This is a genomic window from uncultured Arthrobacter sp. (assembly GCF_947493765.1).
GTDB lineage: Bacteria > Actinomycetota > Actinomycetes > Actinomycetales > Micrococcaceae > Arthrobacter_D.
In genome coordinates, this window is record NZ_CANLSZ010000005.1 from 1 (window position 1) to 22326 (window position 22326).

Sequence of the window (22326 nt, forward strand, 5' to 3'; positions counted from 1 at the left end):
GCCACAACTACCGGCTCCGCATGCTCCTCGCCGCCGGCGGCCTCAAACAATGACCCCCACCAAATGTCCGAAGAGCCGGTTATGTCGTATACAAGGGCGATGCTTACCCGGGACGTCACGAGCCGATCATCGGACAAGACCTTTTCGATGAGGTCCAGGAGATCATGAGCTCGCGCAGTGGATCAGGCACCAGGGATCGCATTCATAATCACTTCCTCAAGGGGATGATCTACTGCGGCAAGTGTCATCGGCAGGGTCGGGAAAGCCGCGTCATCTACACGCAGGCGAAAGGGCGTGGAGGCACGATTCACGAGTATTTCTTCTGTCGTGCTCGGCAGGAAGGACAGTGTGATCTTCCATATTTACCGGCTTACCTCGTTGAGGATAGCGTTGCCGAATCCTACGGTCAGCTCGTGCTCGACAAAGATTTCGAAGAGGATATTCGCGCAAGGCTCGAAGAAGCCCTTGTGGGTGAGCAGCAGGACATAAAGGAGATGTACGCGAAGTATAGAAATCAGCTCAAAGAAGTCGAGTCCAAGGAGAGCCGGCTCGTTGACATTGCGGCCGATGGCATCCTGCCTCAGTCGAAAGTCCGGGAGAAAATGCATGAGCTGCGCGTTCAACGTTCCCGCATCGAAGACAGCCTGGCGAACATCGGCGAGCAGATCGCGGTGGGCGGTCAGCTTCTGGCCAAGGCGATTGATCAGATCGCCGACCCGAAGTCTTACTACGAGAAGGCAACAGATAAAGTCCGGCGGCTACTCAACGAATCCTTTTATCACCGCTTCCTTGTGGATCAAGACGGCTCGGTTGGAACGGACCTGAATCAACCGTTCGATGACATCTTCGCGGCCCAGGCGGCCTACCGGTCGATCAAAACCTCTTCGGCGATGTCCGTCCATGGATCGACCCAATCGTCCGAACAAGGCGCGATCCTGGACGTTTCCGGCGCACTTTCTACCCAGTTTCCAGATACCAAAAATGGCGCCGATTTCTCGACGCCATATCTGTTGCTTCAACTAAAGTCGATCTACTTGAACCATGGTTCGAATAAAGCGACTCTGGTCGGGGTGACAGGATTTGAACCTGCGACCTCGTCGTCCCGAACGACGCGCGCTACCAAGCTGCGCCACACCCCGATGCCGCCGGAGAAGGAACATCCTCACAGCAACCGTCCAAGACTAGCCGAGGATCAGCGGCGAGGAAAACCGGCATCGACCCGGACGACGCCTCAGACCAGCGAGTCCTTCCACGCCGCATGGAGTGTGGCGAAGCGTCCTGAACCGCCGATGAGCTCGTCCGGCGTGCCGTCCTCCACCACCCGGCCGTCGTGCACCACGAGGACCCGGTCCGCGATGGCGACGGTGGAGAGCCGGTGCGCGATGATGAGCGCCGTCCTGCTGCCCAGCAGCTTCTGCAGACCCTCCTGCACGAGCCGCTCGCTGGGGATGTCGAGGGAGGACGTGGCCTCGTCGAGGATCAGCACGGCCGGGTCCGCGAGGAACGCCCGGGCGAAGCTGATGAGCTGGCGCTGGCCCGCCGACACGCGGCCGCCCCGCTTGTTGACGTCGGTGTCGAAGCCCTCGGGGAGGTCCAGGATGAACTCCTCGGCCCCGACGGAACGCGCGGCCGCGACGATCTCCTCCCGGGTGGCCTCGGGCCTGCCGAGGGCGATGTTCTCGGCCACGGAGCCGGTGAAGAGGAAGGCCTCCTGCGTGACCATGACGACGGCCCGGCGCAGATCGTCCGGTGCCAGCTCACGCAGGTCCACGCCGTCGAGCGTGAGACTGCCCTCGGAGACGTCGTAGAAGCGGGCGATCAGCTTGGCGAGTGTCGACTTGCCGGCGCCCGTCTGCCCCACGAGCGCCACGGTCTGGCCCGCGGGGATGGACAGGTCCAGACTGGGCAGCACCACCGGTCCGTCCCCGTACCGGAACTGGACGTCGTGGAAGGCCACGGCGCCGCGCGGCTCCGGCAGCGGCACGGGGTTCCCCGGCGGGCGGACCGTGGGGATCTCCTCGAGGAGCCCGGAGACCTTCTCGAGCGCGGCGGCCGCCGACTGGAACGAGTTGTAGAACATGGCCATCTGGTCCACGGGCTGGAAGAAGCGCTTGCTGTAGAGCAGGAGGGCGAGCAGGGCTCCCACCTCCAGTGAGCCGCCCAGCACGCGGAAGCCGCCGACCACGAGCACGGCGGCGACCGTCACGTTGCCGATCAGGACCAGTCCGGGCTGGAAGACGCCGTTGAGATTGATGGACCGGACGGTGACCTTCCGGTAGTCCTCGGCCAGCTCGTCGTAGCGGCGGGCATTGACGGCCTCGCGGCGGAAGGCCTTCACGGCGCGGATGCCGGTCATGGTCTCGATGAAGTGGACGATCAGCTTCGCGGACACCACCCGTGACGCCCGGTAGGCGAGCTGGGAGTGCCGCTGGTACCAGCGGGCCAGGAGGAACATGGGGACGGCCGCCGCGAGGATGAGGAACCCGGTGCGCCAGTCGAGCGCGAAGATGGTGACCGCGGTGAAGACCATGAAGATGGCGCCCGAGGCCAGGGAGCTCACGCCGGAGTCGAGCAGTTCCCGCAGCGCCTCGAGATCGGACGTCTGCCGGGAGATGATCCTGCCGGAGGTGTACTTCTCGTGGAACTCCAGGCTCAGTCGCTGGGTGTGGCGGAACACGCGGACCCGCAGATCGAGGAGCATGGCCTGGCTGAGCCGGGCCGTGGCGCGCAGGTACCCGGCGGTGAGGACCCCCGCGAGGACGGCGGCCACCAGATACGTGCCGCCTCCCACCCAGAGCAGCACCGGGTCACCGGCGAGCAGTGCGGGCAGGGCCCGGTCGATGCCGAAGGCGATGATGGCCGGACCCGCCACGCGGGCGGCCTGCGAGATCACCACCAGCAGGACCGTCCAGATGAACTGCCGACGGTTCGGCCGGATCAGCGAGCCCAGGAGCCGGAACGATCTCGACCGGACGGCTCTGCTCTGCGCCCGGTCGAGGACGACGTCGTCCTCGTTGCGGACGCCGGGGGAGCCCTGCGGCTCGCGGTCCCGGCCCGGGCCGATCCTGTTGTCGGCTTTCTCCCTGTCCGTGTCCGTGTCCCTGTCCCTGTCCCTGTCCGACGGCGTCGTGCCGGACGGTGCGGTGCGACTCATGCCACGGCCCCCTCGTCGTCGTGCTCGGACTGCCCTGACCGTTTTAGGTGCGCCGTCTCCTCGTCGTCGAGGCTCGCGATCACATAGCGGTAGTGCTCGCTGCGGGCGAGGAGCTCGGGGTGGGTCCCGACGTCGGTGATGCGCCCGTCCTGCAGCAGGGCCACCCGGTCGGCGAGGGCCACGGTGGAGGGCCGGTGCGCCACGATCAGGGTGGTGGTGGACCCGAGCACGGCCCTGAGCCCCTGCTCGACACGCTCCTCGGTGGCGACGTCGAGAGCCGAGAGCGGGTCGTCGAGGACCAGCACGGTGGGCCGGGCCGCGATCGCCCGGGCCAGCGCGATCCGTTGCCGCTGCCCGCCCGAGAGACTCAGGCCCTCCTCCCCGATGAGCGAGTCGACACCCTCGGGCAGCGTGTAGGCGAACTGCGCCTGCGCCACCTCGAGGGCTTCGGCGAGGACGCGGTCGGCCTCGGCGCCGGTGGCCTCCGAGCCCATCAGGACGTTCTCCCGCACCGAGCTGGAGAACAGGGTGGTGTCCTCGAACGCCACCGAGACGAGAGTGCGCAGCTCGGCGAGGGAGAACTGCCGCAGGTCCACGCCGTCGATCATGATGCTGCCGCCCGTGACGTCGTAGAGGCGGGGGACGAGGTGGAGGAGCGTGCTCTTGCCGTTGCCCGTCACGCCGACCAGGGCCATCGTCTCCCCGGCCCGCAGCCGCAGCTCGATGCCGTCCAGGATGTCGGCGGTGGCCTCGGGGGCGTCGGGGTAACGGAACCGGACGTCGTCGAACACCACCTCGCCCCGCGGCGCAGCCAGGTGCACCGGCTCGGCTGCATCGGTGATGGTGATCTCGGCGTCCATGACCTCGTAGTGCCGGTCGATGGCGGTCTTGGCGGTGAAGGTCATCGCCAGCAGCGGGCCGATGAACTCGACGGGCCCGGCGACCGCCGCGGCGGTGGCGAAGAACGCGACGAGCGCGCCGATGGTCACGCCGCCGTCGGCCGCCAGCCACACCCCGACCACCAGCGAGGCGCCCAGGGCGAGTTCGGGCAGCAGCGTCACGATCATGGAGAAGTTGGCGAGGGACTTCGCCTTGAAGATCTCGGTCCGGCGGAGCTCCTCGGCCTGCTCCTCGAAGTCCTCGAGGGCCTCCTGGCTGCGCCCGAAGGCCTTCAGGACCCGGATGCCGTGGACGGACTCCTCGACCGTGGTCGCGAGATCGCCCGCCTGGTCCTGGCTCCTGCGCGAGACCCGGCTGTAGGAGGTGCGGAAGCGGTAGCCGTAGATCATCAGGGGGACGGCCGCCGCGACGAAGATCAGGGCGAGTGGCCAGCTGGTGAAGAACATGATGGTCACGCCCATGACCACGGTCAGCGAGGTCACCACCAGCATGATCAGGCCGAAGGCCATCCAGCGGCGCATCAGATTCAGATCACTCATGGCCCGGGAGAGCAGTTGCCCGCTGCCCCAGCGGTCGTGGAACTCCACCGTGAGCTCCTGCAGGTGCCGGTAGAAGGAGGTGCGCATCCTCGTCTCGACCGTCGTCGCCGGGGTGATGACGAACTGGCGCCGCAGTGCCACGAACGTCGCCTCGAGGACCCCCAGGAGCAGGACGACGCCGGAGGCCACCCACACGGTGCTCGCGGCACCGCCCTCGGCCAGCACGTCGTTGATGAGGACGCGCAGCACCTGCGGTATGGCCAGGGCCATGACGCTCGCCCCGAGGGCACAGAGCAGACCCAGCAGCAGGCGCGGCACGATGGGCCTGACATGCGGGTAGAGCCGGGCGAAGGATTCCCGCAGGGTGTTCTGATTCGCCATGACGTCTTCTCGGTACTCGGTGGTTCTTGGTGTCCTTCAGCAACGATACTGGGTCGGGACGACCACGGCGCCGGTCACGCGCCGCGGGAGGACCGGTCCGGTCAGTCGGTGCTCCGCGGGAGCAGCGTGAGGAGTACCGCCTCCGGTTTGCAGGCGAAGCGCACGGGAGCGAACCGCGAGGTCCCGATCCCGGCGGAGACATTGAGGGGCACCGTGCGACCCTCGTGGTCCCACCAGGTCAGGCCGCGGGCGCGCCACGTGGGCAGATCGCAGTTGCTCACGAGGGCTCCGTACCCCGGGACGCGCACCTGCCCACCATGCGTGTGACCGGCCAGGATCAGCTCGGCCCCGCCGTCCGTGAAGTAGTCGAGCACCCGCTGGTAGGGAGCGTGGGCCACGGCCACCCGGAGGTGTGGTGCCTCGCGGGAAGTGCTGCTGCCGGCGGGATAGCCGGCGTACCTGTCCCGGTCGATGTGGGGATCGTCGACGCCGGTGAAGTCGATGCGCATGTTCCTGAAGCCGATCGACTGCGAGCGGTTCGTCAGATCCACCCAGCCGGCCGCGCCGAAGGCACTGAACATGTCGGCCCAGGGGAGCTCCTTCGGGGCCTTCTCCTTCAGGGCGATCGAGGGGCCCGCGAAGTACCGCAGCGGATTCCTGAGCACGGGTCCGTAGTAGTCGTTCGAGCCGGGCACGAAGACACCGGGTACCTTCAGGAGCGGCTGGAGGGCTTCGAGCAGGGGTCCCACGGCCTTATGGTGGCTGAGGTTGTCCCCGGTGTTCACCACCAGGTCCGGCTTCAGGTCCGCCAGGCCGTGCAGCCAGTCGGCCTTCGATCTCTGCCCGGGCACCATGTGGATGTCCGACAGGTGGAGCACCCGCAGGGGTGCCGCCCCCGGGGGGAGGATGGCGAGGGACTCCTGCCGCACCTGGTAGAGGGTCCGCTCAACGGCCGAGGCGTATCCGAGGGTGGCTGCTGCGGCGGTCAGGGTGAGCCCGGCCGCCCAGCCGAGTGGCGCCCCGTGCCGGGGTGTCGTGGTCGAAGTCACGCTAGCCGTTTCCTCCAAAGTCATTGCCGCCGTTGGTGACGGGTCCTTCCCCAGTGGTACCACCGAGGATGCCGCCGATGCCATTCCTGGTGTCGGAGCCGCTGCGTCGTTCGGTCGAGTTGCGCTGCGGGGCGTTGATCATCTTGGAGGGCGGGTCCACGAACGGCTTACCCACGTAGAGACCGGGGATCTGCTGCATGAAGCGTGCCCAGGAGGGTGCGGCGATCAGCGAGCCGTCGATCTCGGGGTAGATCTGACCGCCGATCTGCAGGCCACCCAGGCCGCTCTTCTCGCCCTCCTCCTGCCAGTTGCCCACCCAGCTCGCGGTGACCATGCCGGTGTTGTAGCCCATGAACCAGGTCTGCGAGCGGGCGTCGTTGGTACCCGTCTTGCCCGCCATCGGGATGTCCCCGTACTCGAGGAGCTGACCCGAGCCCTCGCTCATGACCCGCTGGGTGGCGTAGTTGACGCCGCGGGCCACGTCGGTGGGGATCTTCCGGTCGCAGGAGACGTCGGGAACGGGGTAGGTGGTCCCGTCCACAGCGGCGACGGACGTCAGCGCGCGGGGCTCGCAGACCACGCCGTCGTTGGCGAAGCCGGCATAGGCGGTCGCCATGGACAGGGGAGCTGCCTCGCCGCCGCCGCCGATGAGTGCAGCGGGCTGGTAGCCGAAGCGTTCCTCCTCGCCGTCGGAGCTCTTGGCCTGGTGGACCCCCAGATCGTAGGCGATGTCCCTGATGCGGCAGAGATCCAGCTGCTTCGCGCTGCCCATGGTGATGGTGTTGAAGGACTTCGCGAGTCCCTCGAGGACCGTGGTGTTGCGGTAGTTGATGTCGCCGTAGTTCTGCGGGGTGTAGCCGTCCTCCTCCTGGATGAGGAACTCGCCGCCCGGGGCGCAGCTGGCCTCCCAGGTCTCACCCTGGCGATAGGTCCGCTTGGACCCGTCGATCACCTGGTTCAGGGCCCGGCCGTCCTCCAGCCAGGCGGCCACGGTGAACGGCTTGTACGTGGAGCCGGGCTGGAAGCCGCCGCCGCCGCCCAGGCTCTTGCTCGGGTCGCCGCCGTCGTACTGGTCCACGTTGAAGTTCAGCACGGTGTTGCCCTCGGCCGGCTCCGGATCGAACCGGGTGTTCTGGGCCATCGAGAGGATGTTGCCCGTCTTGGGGTCGAGGCTCACGAGGGTGTGACCGACCTTGCCGTCGGTCGTGTCCGGGTCGGCCGTCTCGTTGACGGCGACCTGCGCCGCCTTCTGCACGCGGGAGTCGAGGGTGGTCTTGATCGTCAGGCCGGAGCGGAACAGGACCTTCTCGCGCTCGTCCTCGGTCTCGCCGTAGGCGGGATCGTTCATGATCAGGTGGGTCACGTAGTCGCAGAAGTAGGGTGCCTGGGCCGCGCCCACGCAGCCGCTGAGCGTCGGGGTGATGTCCAGACCGAGATCGCTGGCGATGGCGACGTCGTGCTCCTCCTGCGTGATCTTGCCCCGGGTGAGCATGGCGCCGATCACGAGGTTGCGCCGCTGGAGCGCCCCCTCCGGGTTCTCCGTGGGGCTGTACAGGGTGGGGCCGTTGACCAGGCCGGCCAGCAGGGCGCTCTGCTGGATGTTCAGGTCCTTGGCGTCCACGTTGAAGAAGTACTTCGACGCCGCCTGCACGCCGTAGGTGGTGCCGCTGAACTGGACGATGTTGATGTAACCCTCGAGGATCTCGTCCTTGGTCAGTTCCTTCTCGACGGCGATGGCGAGCTTCATCTCGCGCAGCTTGTCGCCGACGCCCTTCTCCCTGCCGTTCAGGACGACCGTGCCGCCGTTCTGCCGGGCGGAGTCGTTGAGCACGTTGGTGACGAACTGCTGGGTGAGTGTCGACGCCCCGCGCCGGGTACCACTGGTGACGTTGCTCGCGATGGCGCCGAAGATGCCCTCGAGGTCGACGCCGCCGTGGTCGTAGAAGCGGTAGTCCTCGATGGCGATCAGCGCGTCCTTCATCTCCGGCGAGACCTGGTCGAGGGTCACGGGCTGCCGGTTCTCCTCGTACAGCGTCGCGATGAGGGAGTCGTCCTTGGCGAGGATCTTCGTCGGCTGGGCGAGCGCCTCACGCGCCAGCTCCGCCGGCAGATCCTCGAAGAACTGGAGCGACGCCGAGGCCCCGGTGCCTGCCGCGGCGGCGACCGGCACCAGCAGGCCGGCAGCGAGGACACCGGCGAGACCGCTGATGCCGAGGAAGGCGATGAGCTTGCCGAGTGTGGTTGCAGTGTCGAAGAGGGGGGATTTGCGAGCAGCCATTATTGCAGTTTACAAGCACGCGCTAGGCTTCCCTCATGAAGAAATGGGAGTATTCCACGATTCCGCTCATCATCCACGCCACGAAGCAGATCCTGGACCAGTGGGGCGATGACGGGTGGGAGCTCGTCCAGGTGGTCCCGGGCCCGGACGGCAACGGCCTGGTGGCCTACCTCAAGCGGGAGAAGAACTAGCAGTGGCAGCTGAAGAAGCCCGGCTTTCCGCGGTCGAAGGGCGGTTGGCGGACCTCGGGATCACACTCCCCGAGGTCGCCGCGCCGGTGGCCGCCTACGTCCCCGCCGTCGTCAGCGGCAGCTACGTCTACACGTCCGGTCAGCTGCCCTTCATTGAGGGCAAACTCACAGCTACGGGCAAGGTCGGAGCGACCGACGGCGTGGAGGCGCAGACGGCGTCCGAGCTCGCTGCGACGTGTGCGGTCAACGCCCTGGCCGCCATCAAGAGCCAGATCGGCGATCTGGACAGGATCACGCGGATCGTCAAGGTCGTCGGCTTCGTGGCCTCCGATCCCTCGTTCACGGGACAGCCGGGTGTGATCAACGGCGCCTCCGAGCTGCTCGGCACCGCCCTCGGCGACGCGGGCGTGCACGCCCGCTCGGCCGTGGGTGTAGCAGTACTCCCCCTCGACTCGCCCGTCGAGGTCGAGGTCATCGCGGAGTTCGCCTAGACCGTGGACCGTCTCTGCACCCGGCTCTTCCCCATCCCGGCCGACCAGCGCTCTGCCGCGCAGAGCTGGATCGAGCACGGGGAACGCAGCCCGCTGGAGGCCCGGCCGGCGTCGTCGGTGGTGCTCCTGCGCGACTCCGCGATCGGCACGGAGACGTTCCTGACCTGTCGCCGGGGCCAGTCCCCCCTCGGGGTGATCGGCTTCCCGGGAGGGAGCATCGAGGAGTCCGACGACGACGAGCTGCCCTGGTACGGGCCCACTCCGTCGGCGTGGGCGAAGATGCTCGGCATCGACGACCACCAGCTGGCCCGGCGCCACGTGCTGTGCGCCATCAGGGAACTGTTCGAGGAGACCGGCGTCCTCCTGGCCGGCCCCGATCCGTCGTCGCTCGTGGAGGGCACGCAGGCCAAGGAGTGGATGAAGGCCAGGGAGGCGCTGAACGAGGGTGAATGCACGTTCGCCGACATCCTCCGCCGCCGGGGTCTCGGCGTCCGCACCGATCTGATCAAGCCGCTGTCCCACTGGCTCACCCCGGACTTCGCCCATCGCCGCTTCGACACCCACTACTTCGCGGCGGCCCAGCCCGTGAACCAGGAGCCGAGCATCCTCGAGAGCAAGGGCATCTGGGGGCAGTGGCGCTGGGCTGCGCGGGAGATCGACGACCGGGACACCACTGCGCTCGGTGACGCGGTGGCGGAGCCGAACACGATCGGGCGGACCCTCAGCGACCTCGCGGTGCCGGCGGTGGAGATCATCCTCGAGAAGATCGGTTCCTCGCGCGGCTGTATCGCCTACCTCTCCCACAAGCGACCGGTGAAGGTGTACCACCCGGAACTCGCCGAGCAGGACGGCATGCTCATGCTCCAGGTGGAGTGCCCCAAGCTCACCGAGGGCGGCTCGGCGCAGCGCGGGCGCTGAGCCCTTCCGTCAGCGGTCTGCTGAGGCGGTCTCGCTGCGGCTCTGTCGGCCGCCGGTCCTCGAAGTCTTCACTGAGCGGAGACCAGCGGTCAGCGCTCAGTGCAGAACGGCGGGTGGTCAGCGGCTGCCGCTCTGGCACGGCCGCCGGTTGGTGCAGTGATGCGCCGGCTGCGGGTTCGCGCATGCTCTGGTCGGAGGTTGCGCTTTGCCGACCTGCGTCAGCGGCTGCCGCTCTGGCACGGCCGCCGCTCAGCAGCGGTGATGCACCGGCTGCGGGCTCGCGCATGCTCTGGCCGGAGGTTGCGCTTTGCCGGCCTGCGTCAGCGGCTGCGCTGGCACGGCCGCCGCTCAGCAGTGGTGATGCGTCGACTGCGGGCTCGCGCATGCTCTGGTCGGAGGTTGCGCTTTGCCGACCTGCGTCAGCGGCTGCGCTGACGCAGGCGGGGGAGGTCGAGAATGACGACGGCGCGTGCCTCGAGCCGGAGCCAGCCCCGCTGCACGAACTCGGCGAGAGCTTTGTTCACCGTCTCGCGCGATGCGCCCACGAGCTGTGCCAGCTCCTCCTGGGTGAGCTCGTGAGCCACGAGGACGCCGTCGGTGGCGGGGCGTCCGAAGCGGTCCGCGAGATCGAGCAGGGCCTTGGCCACGCGACCGGGTACATCGGAGAAGACGAGATCCGCGAGGGATTCGTTGGTGCGGCGCAGGCGACGGGCGAGCGCCTGGAGGAGCTGGGCCGACACCTCCGGGCGGGTCTCGAGGAGCGTGCGGAGATTCTCGTTCTTCAGTCCGGCGAGCCGGGTTTCGGAGACAGCCGTCGCCGTGGCCGTGCGGGGGCTCGGGTCGAAGAGGGCCATCTCGCCGAACAGTTCTCCCGGGCCGAGGATGGCCAGCAGGTTCTCGCGACCGTCCTGGGCGGTGCGGCCGAGCTTGATCTTGCCGGAGATGATGAAGTACAGCTGATCGCCCTGGTCCCCTTCCCGGAAGACCGACGATCCGCGCGGCAGGTCCAGCTCCGTCAGCTCGTCCGTCAGAGCGGCGAAGACATCGTCTCCCAGTGATGCGAAGAGGGGCGCCCGGCGCAGTACCTCGATGTCCATGAATTCTCCTGATGCGTCTCGTGTCAGCCCGTGGTGCGGACGTGTCTGCCGTCTTCTCAAGTCCATCTTGCCGTACACGGGCTCATGTGACGACCGATACACCTATGCAAGGCTCTCCGGCTCCGTCAGCCCCCGCCTGGACGGCCGTCTGTCCTACTGCTCGAGCCTTCGTATTGGGAACGAGATCGGGAACGAGGCGACCCTCTATGCCTGCCAGGCCGTCGTTCCCACTGTTCGAGGTCGGTCGGTGGGGATAAGCGCTGAGTCCCACTGGTGGACGCCGATCGGTGGGAGCGACGCAATGCCCTGGTGCACGGAGCGCTTCCTTCCCATTGCTCGGCCCCGAGTACTGGGTGGGACGCGATTGCCTGGGCACTCAGGGCTTCGTTCCCGCTGCTCGGCCCCGAGTACTGGGAACGACGGAGTGCTTCATGCCTGCCAGGCCGTCCTTCCCGCTGCTCGAGGTCGGTCGGTGGGAATGAGCGCTGGGTCCCACTGGTAGACGCCGATCGGTGGGATCAACGCAATGGCCCGAAGCAGTCTGTGCTTCAATCCCACTGCTGGGCCCCGAGTACTGGGTGGGACGCGATTGCCTGGGCACTCAGGGCTTCGTTCCCGCTGCTCGGCCCCGAGTACTGGGAACGACGGAGTGCTTCATGCCTGCCAGGCCGTCCTTCCCGCTGCTCGAGGTCGGTTGGTGGGGATGAGCGCTGGGTCCCACTGGTGGACGCCGATCGGAGGGAGCGACGCAATACCCCGGCGCACGGAGCGCTTCCTTCCCGCTGCTCCGGCCCGAGTACTGGGAACGACGGAGTGCTCCATGTCTGCCCGGTCGTCGTTTCCGCTGCTCGAGGTCGGTTGGTGGGGATGAGCGTTGAGTCCCACTGGTGGACGCCGATCGGAGGGAGCGACGCAATGCCCCGGCGCACGGAGCGCTTACTCCCACTGCTGGGCCCTGAGTACTGGGAACGACGGAGTGCTCCACGTCTGTGCGGTCGTCGTTCCCGCTGCTCGAGGTCGGTCGGTGGGGCGGAGCGCCTGATCCCATTGGTGGACGCCGATCGGTGGGAGCGACGAGATGCCCAAAGGTACTGAGCACGCCACCACGCGAGCCCGCCATGCAAGGGCGGCCGGATCCCGTGGCACAGGAGACCTCACACGTGGTGCCCATGGACCGCGACTAGAATCTCTCGCAGCGACGGGACAGTGGGTGCCCGTCACAGCCCTGGGAGATCGTTCGTGCCGGAAATCAGCTTCGGGGAGTTCACGCTCCTCGACATCGTCCTGGTGGTGGTCCTCCTCGGCTATCTCGTCACGGGGCTCCGCAACGGCTTCCTCGTCACACTCGGTGGCATCGTCGGCTTCGTGGCCGGAGCGGTCGCCGCCTTCTTCGCCATCCCACTCGTCAGCGGCTGGGTGCCGGACAACCCCTGGCGGGTGATCGCCGTCATCGGCACGGTGCTCGTCCTGGTCGTCGTGGGGCAGGCGATGGGGTCCGCCCTCGGTGCGTCGATCCGCCGCTGGTCCGACTTCCCGCCCCTGCGCGTCATCGACCGGATCCTCGGCGGGGCCGTGAACGTGGTGGTCGCGGCCCTGGTGCTGTCGATGCTGGCGTTCAGCGTCGGCACGCTCGGTGTGCCGGTCCTGTCCCAGCAACTGGCGTCCTCGCAGGTCATCCAGGGGATCGACAGGCTCACCCCGGGCCCGGTGCGCTCCTGGCTCGCCCAGCTGCGGTCCATCGCCGTCGACGAGGGCATCCCGACCATCCTCGACGGAGTGGGCCCTGCCGCACCGCCGGCCGTGGTCCCGGACGCAGCGGTGGACACCCCGGAACTCGCCGCCGCAGCGTCCTCCGTGGTCCGCATCACCGGCACCGCCTACGCGTGCGGGCAGAACCAGACCGGCTCGGGCTTCGTGATCGCGCCCGACCGCGTGATCACCAACGCCCACGTGGTCGCGGGCGTCGGTGAACCCGTCGTCGAGATCCCCGGCGAGGGCGCCCTCCCCGGGCGCGTGGTGCAGCTCGACACGGTGCGCGACATCGCGGTGATCGCCGTCGACGACCTGCAGGCGGCACCGCTGCCGCTCGGGGAGGAACTGGAGAACGGCACGACGGCGGCCTTCGCCGGCTATCCCGCCGGTGGCCCCTACCGGATCCAGCCCGCCAGCGTGCAGAGCCTCTCGCCGGTCCTCGTGAACAACATCTACGGAGCGGACGCGCAGCCGCTCACGGTCTACAGCCTCGCGGCGAACGTGCAGCAGGGGAACTCCGGGGGGCCGCTGCTGGATCTGCAGGGGCGCGTGGCCGGTGTGGTCTTCGCGAAGTCGACCGCCGATGCCCCGGTCGGCTATGCCCTCTCCCTGGCCGAGCTGCGGCCGATCGCCGACAGCGCGGCGGGGCTGCAGGACGCGGTGTCGGCGGGTCAGTGCAACATCGGCTGAGCCCGGCGTCGTCGTCCTGCGCTACAGCCACTCGATCGACTGGCCGTGCGGGCCGGTCCTGGCGATCGCGTGCCCGTTGTGCTGGAGCAGGAAACGCCCGTCGCGCTCCTGGGCCTCCTTCGCCAGGGCGCCGCTGACCCCGGCCAGGGTTCCGTGGCCCTCGTGGGAGAGCCAGTGGACCGCTCGCCCGCGGCCCCGGACGAGGTCCAGCATGGTGGAGCGGAACCGGTCCCGGCCCGGTGCGTCGAGATAGGCGAGGACGGCGCTGTGGAACACCACGACGACGGCGTCCGGCGGGGCCTGCTCGACGAGCGGCAGGAGCTGCTCGTTGAGGTCGCCGCGCACCAGCAGTGGCGGGTCCGCGCGGACGACGTCGAGCGCCGCACGGAGGCGCTCGGCCCGAGCGGAGTGCTCCGGCCACACGAGCGCCTCGAGCCAGCGGACGTCGTCGTCGTCGCCCGCATCCAGCGGATGGAGATCTATCCCGGCGCGCCAGAGGACCTGCGGGAGCGTCGCGGGCAACGGCACGTCACCGCTGACCGAACACTCGATGGCAGGCACGGTGGAACCGCCGAGCGGCTGGAGGGCCGGTCCCGGTGCATACGCATAGGCATAGCGGTCCGGGTAGAGGCATGCCCCCGCCGACGCCCCCACCTCGATCAGGGCGAGCGGTCTGCCCTCCTCCGTACTGATCGCGGCGAGGGAGGGCAGCAGGACGGCGCACCGCCCCGCCTCGTTGGTCTGCGTGGAGCGCTGCAGCATGACCTGCCGGACGTCGTCCCGATGATCCAGGACGAAGGACCGGAAGCCCGCGTAGTCACCGATCGGCACACCGAGGTAGCGGGCGGCTCCCAGGAACAGATTGGGCTGGCGACGCGGGGACGGGAGGGTCCCGAGGAGGTCCAGGATCTCACCGTCCGTGCTGATGGACAGGCACCAGGCCTCGTACCGGGGCGAATATCCACGCGCCTCGACCTCGGCGAAGCGCCGGTACCGCCCGGCCGTCTCCGCTGCTGTCGTCATGCCCCACCCCTCCCGATCGTGCACGCGTGTTGCCAAATCGTAACCATCCAGATGCGGCGAATAGCGTACAGACCGGTCCATGAAGTTAGGCTCGTCACACGGTTCAGGACGCGGGGCGTCCGGAACCACGTGGATGCCGCCGACCGCGACCTCCATCATTCGTTCACCAGGGAGCACTACATGTCCAAACGAGTCACCTCCGCGCGTGGCACGGGAACCGCGCGCTCACGCGCCGCACTGACCGCTGGAATCTCCATCGCAGCCCTCCTGCTCACCGGCTGCGTGCAGAGCGAACGCGAGGACGACGCCGGGGGTGGGGGCGATTCCGACGTCGACCCCACCTTCGTCTTCGCCGCGTCGTCCGATCCCAAGTCGCTCGATCCCGCGTTCGCCAACGACGGCGAGTCCTTCCGCGTGAGCCGCCAGATCTTCGAGGGCCTCGTCGGGGTGGAGCCGGGGACCGCCGATCCGGCCCCGCTGCTCGCCGAGTCGTGGGAGACGGCGGAGGACGGACTGTCCACCGTCTTCCAGCTCAAGGAGGGCGTGACCTTCCACGACGGCACGCCGTTCAACGCCGACGCCGTGTGCTTCAACTTCGACCGCTGGTACAACTGGACCGGGATCCAGCAGGCCGAGACCACGTCCTACTACTACGGCTCGCTGTTCCGCGGGTTCGCGGACGATCCCGAGGACGCCGTGTACGAGTCGTGCGAGGCCGACGGTGACAGCGAGGTCACCATCAATCTCGCGAAGCCGTTCGCCGGCTTCATCCCGGCGCTGTCGCTGCCCGCCTTCGCCATGCAGAGCCCGACGGCGCTCGAGGAGTTCTCCGCGGACGAGATCGGCGGCACCGCCGAGGCTCCCTCGCTCAGCGAGTACGCCCTGGGCGAGCCCGTGGGGACGGGGCCGTTCAAGTTCGATTCCTGGAACGTGGGCCAGCAGCTCGAACTGTCGATCTACGACGACTACTGGGGCGACAAGGGCCAGATCACCAAGACCATCTTCCGGATCATCGACGATCCGCAGGCTCGCCGGCAGGCCCTCGAGGCAGGCACGATCGACGGCTACGACCTCGTGGCCCCGGCCGACACGCAGTCACTCAAGGACGCCGGCTACAACATCACCCCGCGCGATCCTTTCACCATCCTCTACCTGGGGATGAACCAGGCGGTGCCCGAGCTGAAGGACCCGCTGGTCCGCGAGGCGATCTCCCACGCGATCGACAAGCAGGCTCTGGTGGACCAGACGCTCCCCGAGGGGACCACGGTCGCCACGCAGTTCATCCCCGAGGTGGTGGACGGCTACAACGAGGACGTCACCACGTACGACTTCGATCCCGAGCGCGCCAAGGAGCTCCTCGCCGAGGCGGGCTACCCCGACGGCTTCGAGGTCACGTTCAATTACCCGACGAACGTGTCGCGGCCCTACATGCCGACGCCCGAGCAGGTCTTCACCAACCTGCAGGCGCAGCTCTCGGACGTCGGCATCACCGTGACACCGGCACCCGCGGTCTGGTCACCCGACTACCTGAACCAGGTGCAGGGCACGGCGGACCACGGGCTGCACCTGCTCGGCTGGACCGGCGACTACAACGACACCGACAACTTCATCGGCGTCTTCTTCGGGCAGGAGAAGCTCGAGTTCGGCTTCGACAACCCCGAGCTGTTCACGGCCCTCGAGGACGCGCGCGCCGTCAGCGACCGCGACGAGCAGACGGAGCTGTACAAGGACATCAACGAGCAGATCGCCGAGTTCAACCCGGCGGTCCCGCTCGCCCACCCCGCTCCGTCGCTGGCGTTCGCGCCCCGCGTCACCTCCTACCCGGCGAGCCCCGTCAACGACGAGGTCTTCACCGAGATCGAGTTGAGCGAGTAACCGAAGAGCCCGCGCGGGCCGGTCACCTCGTCGGTGGCCGGCCCGTGCTGCGCCGGCCCTGCCCGGGCCGGCAGAGTCCGAGTCAGCCGGTCAACCCGGAAGGATCCCGCGAGTGCTGCGCGTCATCGGTAAACGGATAGCCCTGCTCATCCCCACCCTGTTCGGCCTGTCCGTCCTGCTGTTCCTGTGGGTCCGCAGTCTTCCCGGCGGCCCGGCCACCGCCCTGCTCGGGGAGAAGGCCACCCCCGAGGCGATCGCCCGGGTGAACGAGCTCTACGGGTTCGACCGCCCGCTGATCGTGCAGTACTTCACCTACATCGGCAAGCTCCTGCAGGGTGACTTCGGTGTCTCCATCAACACCGGCCGGCCCGTGCTCGAGGAGTTCGCCACGCGTTTCCCCGCGACGCTGGAGCTGACCATCATCGCGCTGATCTTCGCGATCGGCGTCGGTGTGCCGCTCGGCTACCTCGCGGCGAGGCACTACGGCCGTCTGGTGGACCACGGCTCCGTGGTGCTGAGCCTCATCGGCATCACCGTGCCGGTGTTCTTCCTGGCGTTCATTCTCAAGTACCTGTTCGCCATCAAGTGGTCCCTCCTGCCCCCGGACGGGCGGCAGAACCCACGCATCAACGCCACGCACTACACGGACTTCTACGTGCTGGACGGTCTGCTGACGGGCGAGTACGACGCCGCGTGGGATGCCTTCCTCCACCTGATCCTGCCGGGTCTGGCGCTAGGCACCATCCCGCTGGCGATCATCGTGCGCATCACGCGTGCCTCGGTCCTCGAGGTGCAGAACGCCGACTTCGTCCGGACCGCGCGTGCCAAGGGCCTCATGGAACGCACCATCCGGGGCAGCTTCATCCTGCGCAACGCGATGCTGCCGGTCGTCACCACGATCGGGCTCCAGCTGGGCCTGCTCATCTCGGGCGCGGTCCTGACCGAGACGGTGTTCGCCTTCAACGGCATCGGCAGATTCCTGCGGGACGCGATCTTCGGCCTCGACTATCCCGTGCTCCAGGGCTTCATCATCTTCATCGCGATCCTGTACGCCCTGATCAACCTGGTCGTGGATCTCTCCTACTCCGTCATCGACCCGAGGGTGCGTGTGCAATGAGTACCATCCTGCCTCCAGCCGCGGGCGGCTCCGACGCGCCGAACGATCCCGCCATCGACGCCGCGAAGGGGACCGGCCTGTGGCAGAACGCGTTCCTTCGCCTGCGACGCAATCCGCAGGCCATCACGGGTGCGGTGATCATCGGGCTGTTCCTGCTCGTGGCCCTCTTCGCGCCGGTGCTGGCGCCCTACGGCGGCAACGACCTCCCCGGCCGGACGGACATCACGCCGACCACCATCCCGGGGCCGGGGGACATCGACAGCTTCCCGCTCGGCCTGGACCGCTTCGGCGGGGACGTGCTCAGCAAGCTCATCTGGGGTGCGCAGGCCTCTCTGCTGATCGGCGTGGTCTCCACGGCGCTGGGGCTGGCGGGCGGCATGCTGCTCGGCGTCCTGGCCGGCGGGTTCGGCGGGTGGGTGGACAGCGTGATCATGCGCTTCGTGGACATCCTGCTGTCCATCCCGAATCTGCTCCTCGCCGTCAGCATCGCCGCGGTCCTCGGCCAGAGCGCCTACGCGATCATGATCGCGATCGGCGTCTCGCAGATCCCCATCTTCGCGCGGCTGCTGCGCTCCACCATGCTGTCCCAGCGCGGGGCGGACTACATCCTCGCCGCCCAGACGCTCGGGCTCAGCCGGCGGACGATCACCATGAGCCATCTGCTGCCCAACAGCATGGGGCCGGTGATCGTCCAGGCCACCCTGACCCTGGCCACGGCGGTGATCGACGCGGCGGCGCTGTCCTTCCTCGGACTCGGCGGCGGGCTGCCGCAAACGGCCGAGTGGGGGCGCATGCTCACCTACGCGCAGGCCGAACTCGCAGTGGCACCCCAGCTCGCGTTCCTGCCCGGTGCGTGTATCGCCATCACGGCGCTGGGCTTCACACTGCTGGGGGAGTCGCTGCGCGAGGCGCTGGACCCGAAGACGCGCACCAAGTGACCGCACCCGGTGGCGCCCCGTCGCGGACCGGCGTCGGGGTCGTCTGCGCGGCGCACCTTCTCGTAGGGCAGCAGGAACTGGCGAAGGGCACCCTGGACCGGATCGAGTGGCCCTGAGGCCTACGAGGCGAGGTTCTCGTCGATCTCGAGCTCGTTGCCGGGGATCGAGGCCAGGAGTCTGCGCGTGTAGGGATGGCGCGGATTCTGGAAGACCTCCTCGGAGCTGGCCGCCTCCACCAGTTCCCCGTCCTTCATCACGCAGACGTAGTCCGAGATGAGCCGCACCACCGCGAGATCGTGCGAGATGAACAGATAGCTCAGGCCCAGCTCCGACTGCAGGTCACCAAGGAGCTTGAGGATCTGAGCCTGCACCAGGACGTCGAGGGCCGACACGGGTTCGTCGCACACGATCAGTTCGGGCTGCAGGGCCAGGGCACGGGCGATCGCCACGCGCTGCCGCTGACCGCCGGAGAGCTCCGCGGGATAGCGCCGGAGGGCGTTCTGCGGCAGGGAGACCTGGTCCATCAGTTCCCGGACCCGCGCAGCGCGGTCCTTCCTCGATCCCCGCCTGTAGGCGTTGAGCGGCTCCTCGACGATCCGCTCGATCGTGAACATGGGATTCAGCGACGAGTACGGGTCCTGGAAGATGGGCTGCACCCGCTGGCGGAAGTCGTTGAGCTGCGTCTTGTCGAGCGTGGCGACATCCATGCCGTCGAACATCATGGTGCCCGACGTCGGTTCGATCAGCTTCAGCAGCATGCGCGCCGTCGTGGTCTTGCCGGACCCGGACTCGCCGACGATGGCGACGGTCTGGCCGCGCGGCACATCCAGCGTGACGTCCTTGACCGCGTAGAAGTCGTCCTTGCTGCCCCTGCGCCTGTAGACCTTCGTGAGGTCGCGGAGCTCCACGATGTTGGTGGATCCTACCTCCCGCCCGGCATCGGGCACACCCGAACCGTCCGACGACGCCGCGTGCGCTCCGGCGCGACCGTTCCCGGCGCCGTCCTGCAGGCCATCGCGGGTGGGGTCGTCCTGGCCGGCACCAGCGGTGTCGTGGTGCGGAGTGCGCCCGGCCTCGTGCTCCGCGAAGGCCTCCTCGGCCAGCTTCTGCCGCGTGGCGGCGTCGACGGTGAACGCACCGGGGCGCAGGCGGACGGCGGCCACACTGGGGGCCGCGCGGACGAGCGACTGGGTGTAGGGGTGCTGCGGGTCGTTGAGCAGCTGCTCGGCGGGCCCGGTCTCCACCACACGCCCGCGGTGCATCACCACGAGCTGCGAAGCGCGCTCCGCGGCCAGACCGAGGTCGTGCGTGATCAGCAGCACCGAGGTGCCGAGCTGCTCGGTCATCGAGTCGATCTGGTCGAGGATGGTGCGCTGCACCGTCACGTCCAGGGCCGACGTCGGCTCGTCGGCGATGAGCAGGCGGGGCTGGCACGCGAGGCCGATCGCGATGAGTGCGCGCTGGCGCATGCCGCCGGAGAACTCGTGCGGGTACTGTTTGGCGCGTTCCCCGGCATCGGGCAGTCCTGCAGCCGTCAGGACCTCGATGACGCGCTGCTTGACGTTCTTCTTCGTGGCCATGCCGTGGACGAGGAGGGTCTCGCCGACCTGCGTCCCGATCTTCGTCACCGGATTCAGGTTGGACATCGGATCCTGCGGCACGAGGCCGATCGCCCGGCCGCGGATGGACCGCATCCTCGACTCCGGCAACTGCACCAGGTCCTGGCCCTCGAACAGGATGCTGCCGCTCCTGACCGAGCCGTTCGCGGGCAGCAGGCCGATGCACGCCATCGCCGTCGTGGATTTGCCCGACCCGGATTCGCCGACGATCGCGAGCGCGCTCCCGCGCTGCAGTGTGAAACTCGCGTTCTCGACCGCGCGCACCTCGCCGTGCGTGGTCCGGAAGACCACCTCCAGGTCCCGCACCTCGAGCAGGGGTGCGTCCGGGTTCTCGGGCTGGTCAGCTGCACGTCCCGCGGGAGTGATGTCCGTCATGCCACCATCGTGCCCTATGCGTGGATCGTACGGCGTGCGCGGCGTGTCCTGACGTGGCGCGCGGCTCAGTGTCCCGGTTCCTCGCGCGGCTGTCGGGTCAGCAGCGTCCGGGCGAGGTGGTCGACCGCGAGGCGGTAGCCGTCGATCCCGGCACCCACGATCACGGCGTCCGCCACGGCCGAGAGGTAGGAGTGGTGGCGGAACTCCTCCCGCCGGTGGACGTTGCTGATGTGGACCTCGATGACCGGGAGTCCGACGCCGGCGAGGGCGTCGCGGATCGCGATGGACGTGTGGGTCAGGGCTCCGGCGTTGATGACGATGCCCTCCGCCGAGCTCCGCGCAGCATGGATCGCGTCGATGATCTCACCCTCGTGGTTGGACTGCAGCGCCGTCGTCGTGCAGCCGTGGGCCTCAGCGGCGTCCGAGGCGAGGCGGAGGACGTCGTCGAGCGTCGCCGTGCCGTAGACGGCCGGTTCCCTGCTCCCGAGCAGATTCAGGTTCGGTCCGTTGATCAGGAGGATGCGCGCGGGAGCCATGCCCCAACTATGCCGTACGGGTGGGGACCTCCACGGGATACGCCGCTCGTGAGCGCAGGGACACGGCGCCCAGCGCGCCGATGAGGGTCACGAGACTCATCGTTGCGAGGACGACGCCGGGGTGCCACCAGGCACCGTCGGTGGCAATGCCGAACCTCTGCGTGAGCGACGGCGCGAAGCCCGCGATGATCGCCGCGATGCTGTAGGCGAAGGACAGCGCCGTGAACGCCGTCGCGGGCCTGAAGATGTCGGCCATGAGCCCGCCGAGCGCGGCCCAGCTGGCCGTGGGCAGGATGCCGCCGAGGATGATCGCCGCGATGTACACGGGTTCGGTGGCGATGCTGATCACCCAGTACAGCGGGAACGCGATCAGGGCCGTGCCGAGGGCCCCGCCCGCAACCACCTTCGCCGATCCGATGCGCATCGCGAGATAGCCGAAGGCGGGGATGGTGACCAGCTGGAGGACGGAGCCGACGAGGGCCGCGTTCAGCACCGTGGCCTGGGACAGGCCGAGGGTGTCGGTGCCGTAGGCCTGCGTGTAGGTCACGAGCAGGAAGTAGGAGCCGACGCCGAGGACGGCGGAGGCGATGGCCACCACGATGGCGACCGGCTGGGACTTCAGGACGTCGAGGAAGGGCACCCGGGAGAGCGCATCGGCCTGGCTGGTCCTCCGGAAGACGGGGGTCTCGTCGATCGCCACCCGCAGATAGATCGCGACGGCGAGGAACGGGAAGGCGAGCAGGAACGGGACCCGCCAGCCCCAGGTGGTCATGGCGTCCGGGGCGGCGATCGTGAAGACCAGGAAGACGGCGGAGACGAGCATGGTGCCCACGGGGGAGCCGAGCTGGGGGATCGACGCGTAGAGGGCGCGCTTGCGCGGATCGGCGTGCTCGGTGGCGATCAGGATGGACCCGCCCCACTCGCCACCCAGGGACAGGCCCTGCAGCAGCCGCAGCAGTGTGAGGATGATCGGGGCCCAGACGCCGATGGTGGCGTAGTCGGGCAGCAGACCCACCGTGCCGGTGGCCAGTCCCATGACGGTGATCGTCAGGATCAGGGTGCGCTTGCGGCCGATCCTGTCCCCGAGGTGGCCGAAGAGGATGGCGCCGAGCGGGCGGGCCACGAAGCCCATGGCGAAGACCAGGAAGGCCGAGAGGGTTCCGACGAGCGGATCCTGCCCGGGGAAGAAGACCGTGCCGAACACGAGCGCCGCCGCTGTGCCGAACACGTAGAAGTCGTAGGACTCGAGGGCCGTACCGACGAAGGAGGCGCCGGCCACCCGGCGGGCCATGCGCGGGGACGAGGCGGGGGGCTGCTGCGCTGTTGTGGACACGCTGATATTGTCCTCTCGCCCGTGCCGCCCGGCCGACTTTCAGGAGCAACGTCACACCGTCCATTGCCTG

General features: G+C 68.3%; 17 protein-coding genes and 1 tRNA gene. 7 read left to right on the plus strand and 11 right to left on the minus strand.

What is annotated here, in order from left to right; all coding sequences use genetic code 11:
- Nucleotides 1–362: 362 nt before the first annotated feature.
- From Q0747_RS09000 to Q0747_RS09025, 6 genes are all read right to left on the minus strand, one after another.
- Nucleotides 363–623 (minus strand): hypothetical protein, encoded by a 261-nt coding sequence (locus tag Q0747_RS09000; RefSeq protein ID WP_298253789.1) that lies wholly within the window; start codon nucleotides 621–623, stop codon nucleotides 363–365.
- Between the two features lie 439 nt (nucleotides 624–1062).
- A tRNA-Pro gene (locus Q0747_RS09005) sits at nucleotides 1063–1139 on the minus strand.
- Nucleotides 1140–1231: 92 nt separating this feature from the next.
- Entirely contained in the window at nucleotides 1232–3154 is a 1923-nt protein-coding gene (locus Q0747_RS09010) for an ABC transporter ATP-binding protein (protein ID WP_298253791.1), read from the minus strand.
- Nucleotides 3151–4974: an ABC transporter ATP-binding protein gene (locus tag Q0747_RS09015; RefSeq protein ID WP_298253793.1), complete on the minus strand. Its 1824-nt coding sequence runs from the start codon at nucleotides 4972–4974 to the stop codon at nucleotides 3151–3153. The genes Q0747_RS09010 and Q0747_RS09015 overlap by 4 nt, the downstream gene beginning before the upstream one ends.
- Before the next feature lie 101 nt (nucleotides 4975–5075).
- A complete protein-coding gene (locus Q0747_RS09020) occupies nucleotides 5076–5963 on the minus strand; it encodes a metallophosphoesterase (RefSeq protein WP_298254154.1) in 888 nt (295 codons plus the stop codon).
- 61 nt (nucleotides 5964–6024) lie between these two features.
- Complete coding sequence (locus Q0747_RS09025; protein ID WP_298253795.1) at nucleotides 6025–8301, minus strand: transglycosylase domain-containing protein; 2277 nt, start codon at nucleotides 8299–8301, stop codon at nucleotides 6025–6027.
- Nucleotides 8302–8336: 35 nt separating this feature from the next.
- Here Q0747_RS09025 and Q0747_RS09030 point away from each other — a divergent pair, with 35 nt between their 5' ends.
- The 3 genes from Q0747_RS09030 to Q0747_RS09040 are packed head-to-tail and all read left to right on the plus strand — an operon-like array spanning nucleotide 8337 to nucleotide 9901.
- A complete protein-coding gene (locus tag Q0747_RS09030; protein ID WP_298253797.1) occupies nucleotides 8337–8492 on the plus strand; it encodes a DUF4177 domain-containing protein in 156 nt (51 codons plus the stop codon).
- Nucleotides 8493–8494: 2 nt separating this feature from the next.
- Complete coding sequence (locus Q0747_RS09035; RefSeq protein WP_298253799.1) at nucleotides 8495–8983, plus strand: RidA family protein; 489 nt, start codon at nucleotides 8495–8497, stop codon at nucleotides 8981–8983.
- A 3-nt stretch (nucleotides 8984–8986) separates the two neighbouring features.
- The gene (locus Q0747_RS09040; RefSeq protein WP_298253800.1) at nucleotides 8987–9901 is read left to right on the plus strand and encodes an NUDIX hydrolase; all 915 of its coding nucleotides are present in this window, start codon (nucleotides 8987–8989) and stop codon (nucleotides 9899–9901) included.
- Between the two features lie 419 nt (nucleotides 9902–10320).
- Here Q0747_RS09040 and Q0747_RS09045 read toward each other — a convergent pair whose 3' ends face one another.
- Nucleotides 10321–10998 (minus strand): Crp/Fnr family transcriptional regulator, encoded by a 678-nt coding sequence (locus Q0747_RS09045; protein WP_298253802.1) that lies wholly within the window; start codon nucleotides 10996–10998, stop codon nucleotides 10321–10323.
- A gap of 1248 nt (nucleotides 10999–12246) precedes the next feature.
- Here Q0747_RS09045 and Q0747_RS09050 point away from each other — a divergent pair.
- A complete protein-coding gene (locus Q0747_RS09050) occupies nucleotides 12247–13440 on the plus strand; it encodes a MarP family serine protease (RefSeq protein WP_298254156.1) in 1194 nt (397 codons plus the stop codon).
- 21 nt (nucleotides 13441–13461) lie between these two features.
- Here Q0747_RS09050 and Q0747_RS09055 read toward each other — a convergent pair whose 3' ends face one another.
- Nucleotides 13462–14463 carry a DUF2332 domain-containing protein gene (locus Q0747_RS09055; protein ID WP_298253804.1) on the minus strand — a complete coding sequence of 334 codons (1002 nt, stop codon included), beginning with the start codon at nucleotides 14461–14463 and terminating at the stop codon, nucleotides 13462–13464.
- A gap of 180 nt (nucleotides 14464–14643) precedes the next feature.
- On the opposite strand from Q0747_RS09055, the gene Q0747_RS09060 reads away from it, so the two are divergent.
- The 3 genes from Q0747_RS09060 (at nucleotide 14644) to Q0747_RS09070 (ending at nucleotide 18393) form a co-directional block, all read left to right on the plus strand.
- Nucleotides 14644–16338: an ABC transporter substrate-binding protein gene (locus Q0747_RS09060; RefSeq protein ID WP_298253805.1), complete on the plus strand. Its 1695-nt coding sequence runs from the start codon at nucleotides 14644–14646 to the stop codon at nucleotides 16336–16338.
- Between the two features lie 112 nt (nucleotides 16339–16450).
- Nucleotides 16451–17455, plus strand: a complete 1005-nt coding sequence (locus tag Q0747_RS09065; protein WP_298253807.1) for an ABC transporter permease — start codon at nucleotides 16451–16453, stop codon at nucleotides 17453–17455.
- Nucleotides 17452–18393, plus strand: a complete 942-nt coding sequence (locus Q0747_RS09070; protein WP_298253809.1) for an ABC transporter permease — start codon at nucleotides 17452–17454, stop codon at nucleotides 18391–18393. Before Q0747_RS09065 ends, Q0747_RS09070 begins: the two co-directional genes overlap by 4 nt.
- 119 nt (nucleotides 18394–18512) lie before the next feature.
- Here the strand turns inward: Q0747_RS09070 and Q0747_RS09075 are convergent, their stop codons facing one another.
- From Q0747_RS09075 to Q0747_RS09085, 3 genes are all read right to left on the minus strand, one after another.
- Complete coding sequence (locus Q0747_RS09075) at nucleotides 18513–20387, minus strand: ABC transporter ATP-binding protein (RefSeq protein ID WP_298253811.1); 1875 nt, start codon at nucleotides 20385–20387, stop codon at nucleotides 18513–18515.
- A gap of 65 nt (nucleotides 20388–20452) precedes the next feature.
- On the minus strand, nucleotides 20453–20923 hold the full coding sequence (gene aroQ / locus Q0747_RS09080; protein WP_298253813.1) for a type II 3-dehydroquinate dehydratase: 471 nt from the start codon (nucleotides 20921–20923) through the stop codon (nucleotides 20453–20455).
- A gap of 7 nt (nucleotides 20924–20930) precedes the next feature.
- A complete protein-coding gene (locus tag Q0747_RS09085) occupies nucleotides 20931–22256 on the minus strand; it encodes an MFS transporter (protein ID WP_298253815.1) in 1326 nt (441 codons plus the stop codon).
- Nucleotides 22257–22326: the final 70 nt, after the last annotated feature.

Bases quoted from the DNA above. Each gene is read 5' to 3' on its own strand.
- Q0747_RS09010 (WP_298253791.1), bottom strand. From the start codon at position 3,154: ATGAGTCGCACCGCACCGTCCGGCACGACGCCGTCGGACAGGGACAGG.
- Q0747_RS09015 (WP_298253793.1), bottom strand. From the start codon at position 4,974: ATGGCGAATCAGAACACCCTGCGGGAATCCTTCGCCCGGCTCTACCCG.
- Q0747_RS09025 (WP_298253795.1), bottom strand. From the start codon at position 8,301: ATGGCTGCTCGCAAATCCCCCCTCTTCGACACTGCAACCACACTCGGC.
- Q0747_RS09030 (WP_298253797.1), top strand. From the start codon at position 8,337: ATGAAGAAATGGGAGTATTCCACGATTCCGCTCATCATCCACGCCACG.
- Q0747_RS09045 (WP_298253802.1), bottom strand. From the start codon at position 10,998: ATGGACATCGAGGTACTGCGCCGGGCGCCCCTCTTCGCATCACTGGGA.
- Q0747_RS09055 (WP_298253804.1), bottom strand. From the start codon at position 14,463: ATGACGACAGCAGCGGAGACGGCCGGGCGGTACCGGCGCTTCGCCGAG.
- Q0747_RS09060 (WP_298253805.1), top strand. From the start codon at position 14,644: ATGTCCAAACGAGTCACCTCCGCGCGTGGCACGGGAACCGCGCGCTCA.
- Q0747_RS09070 (WP_298253809.1), top strand. From the start codon at position 17,452: ATGAGTACCATCCTGCCTCCAGCCGCGGGCGGCTCCGACGCGCCGAAC.
- Q0747_RS09075 (WP_298253811.1), bottom strand. From the start codon at position 20,387: ATGACGGACATCACTCCCGCGGGACGTGCAGCTGACCAGCCCGAGAAC.
- aroQ (WP_298253813.1), bottom strand. From the start codon at position 20,923: ATGGCTCCCGCGCGCATCCTCCTGATCAACGGACCGAACCTGAATCTG.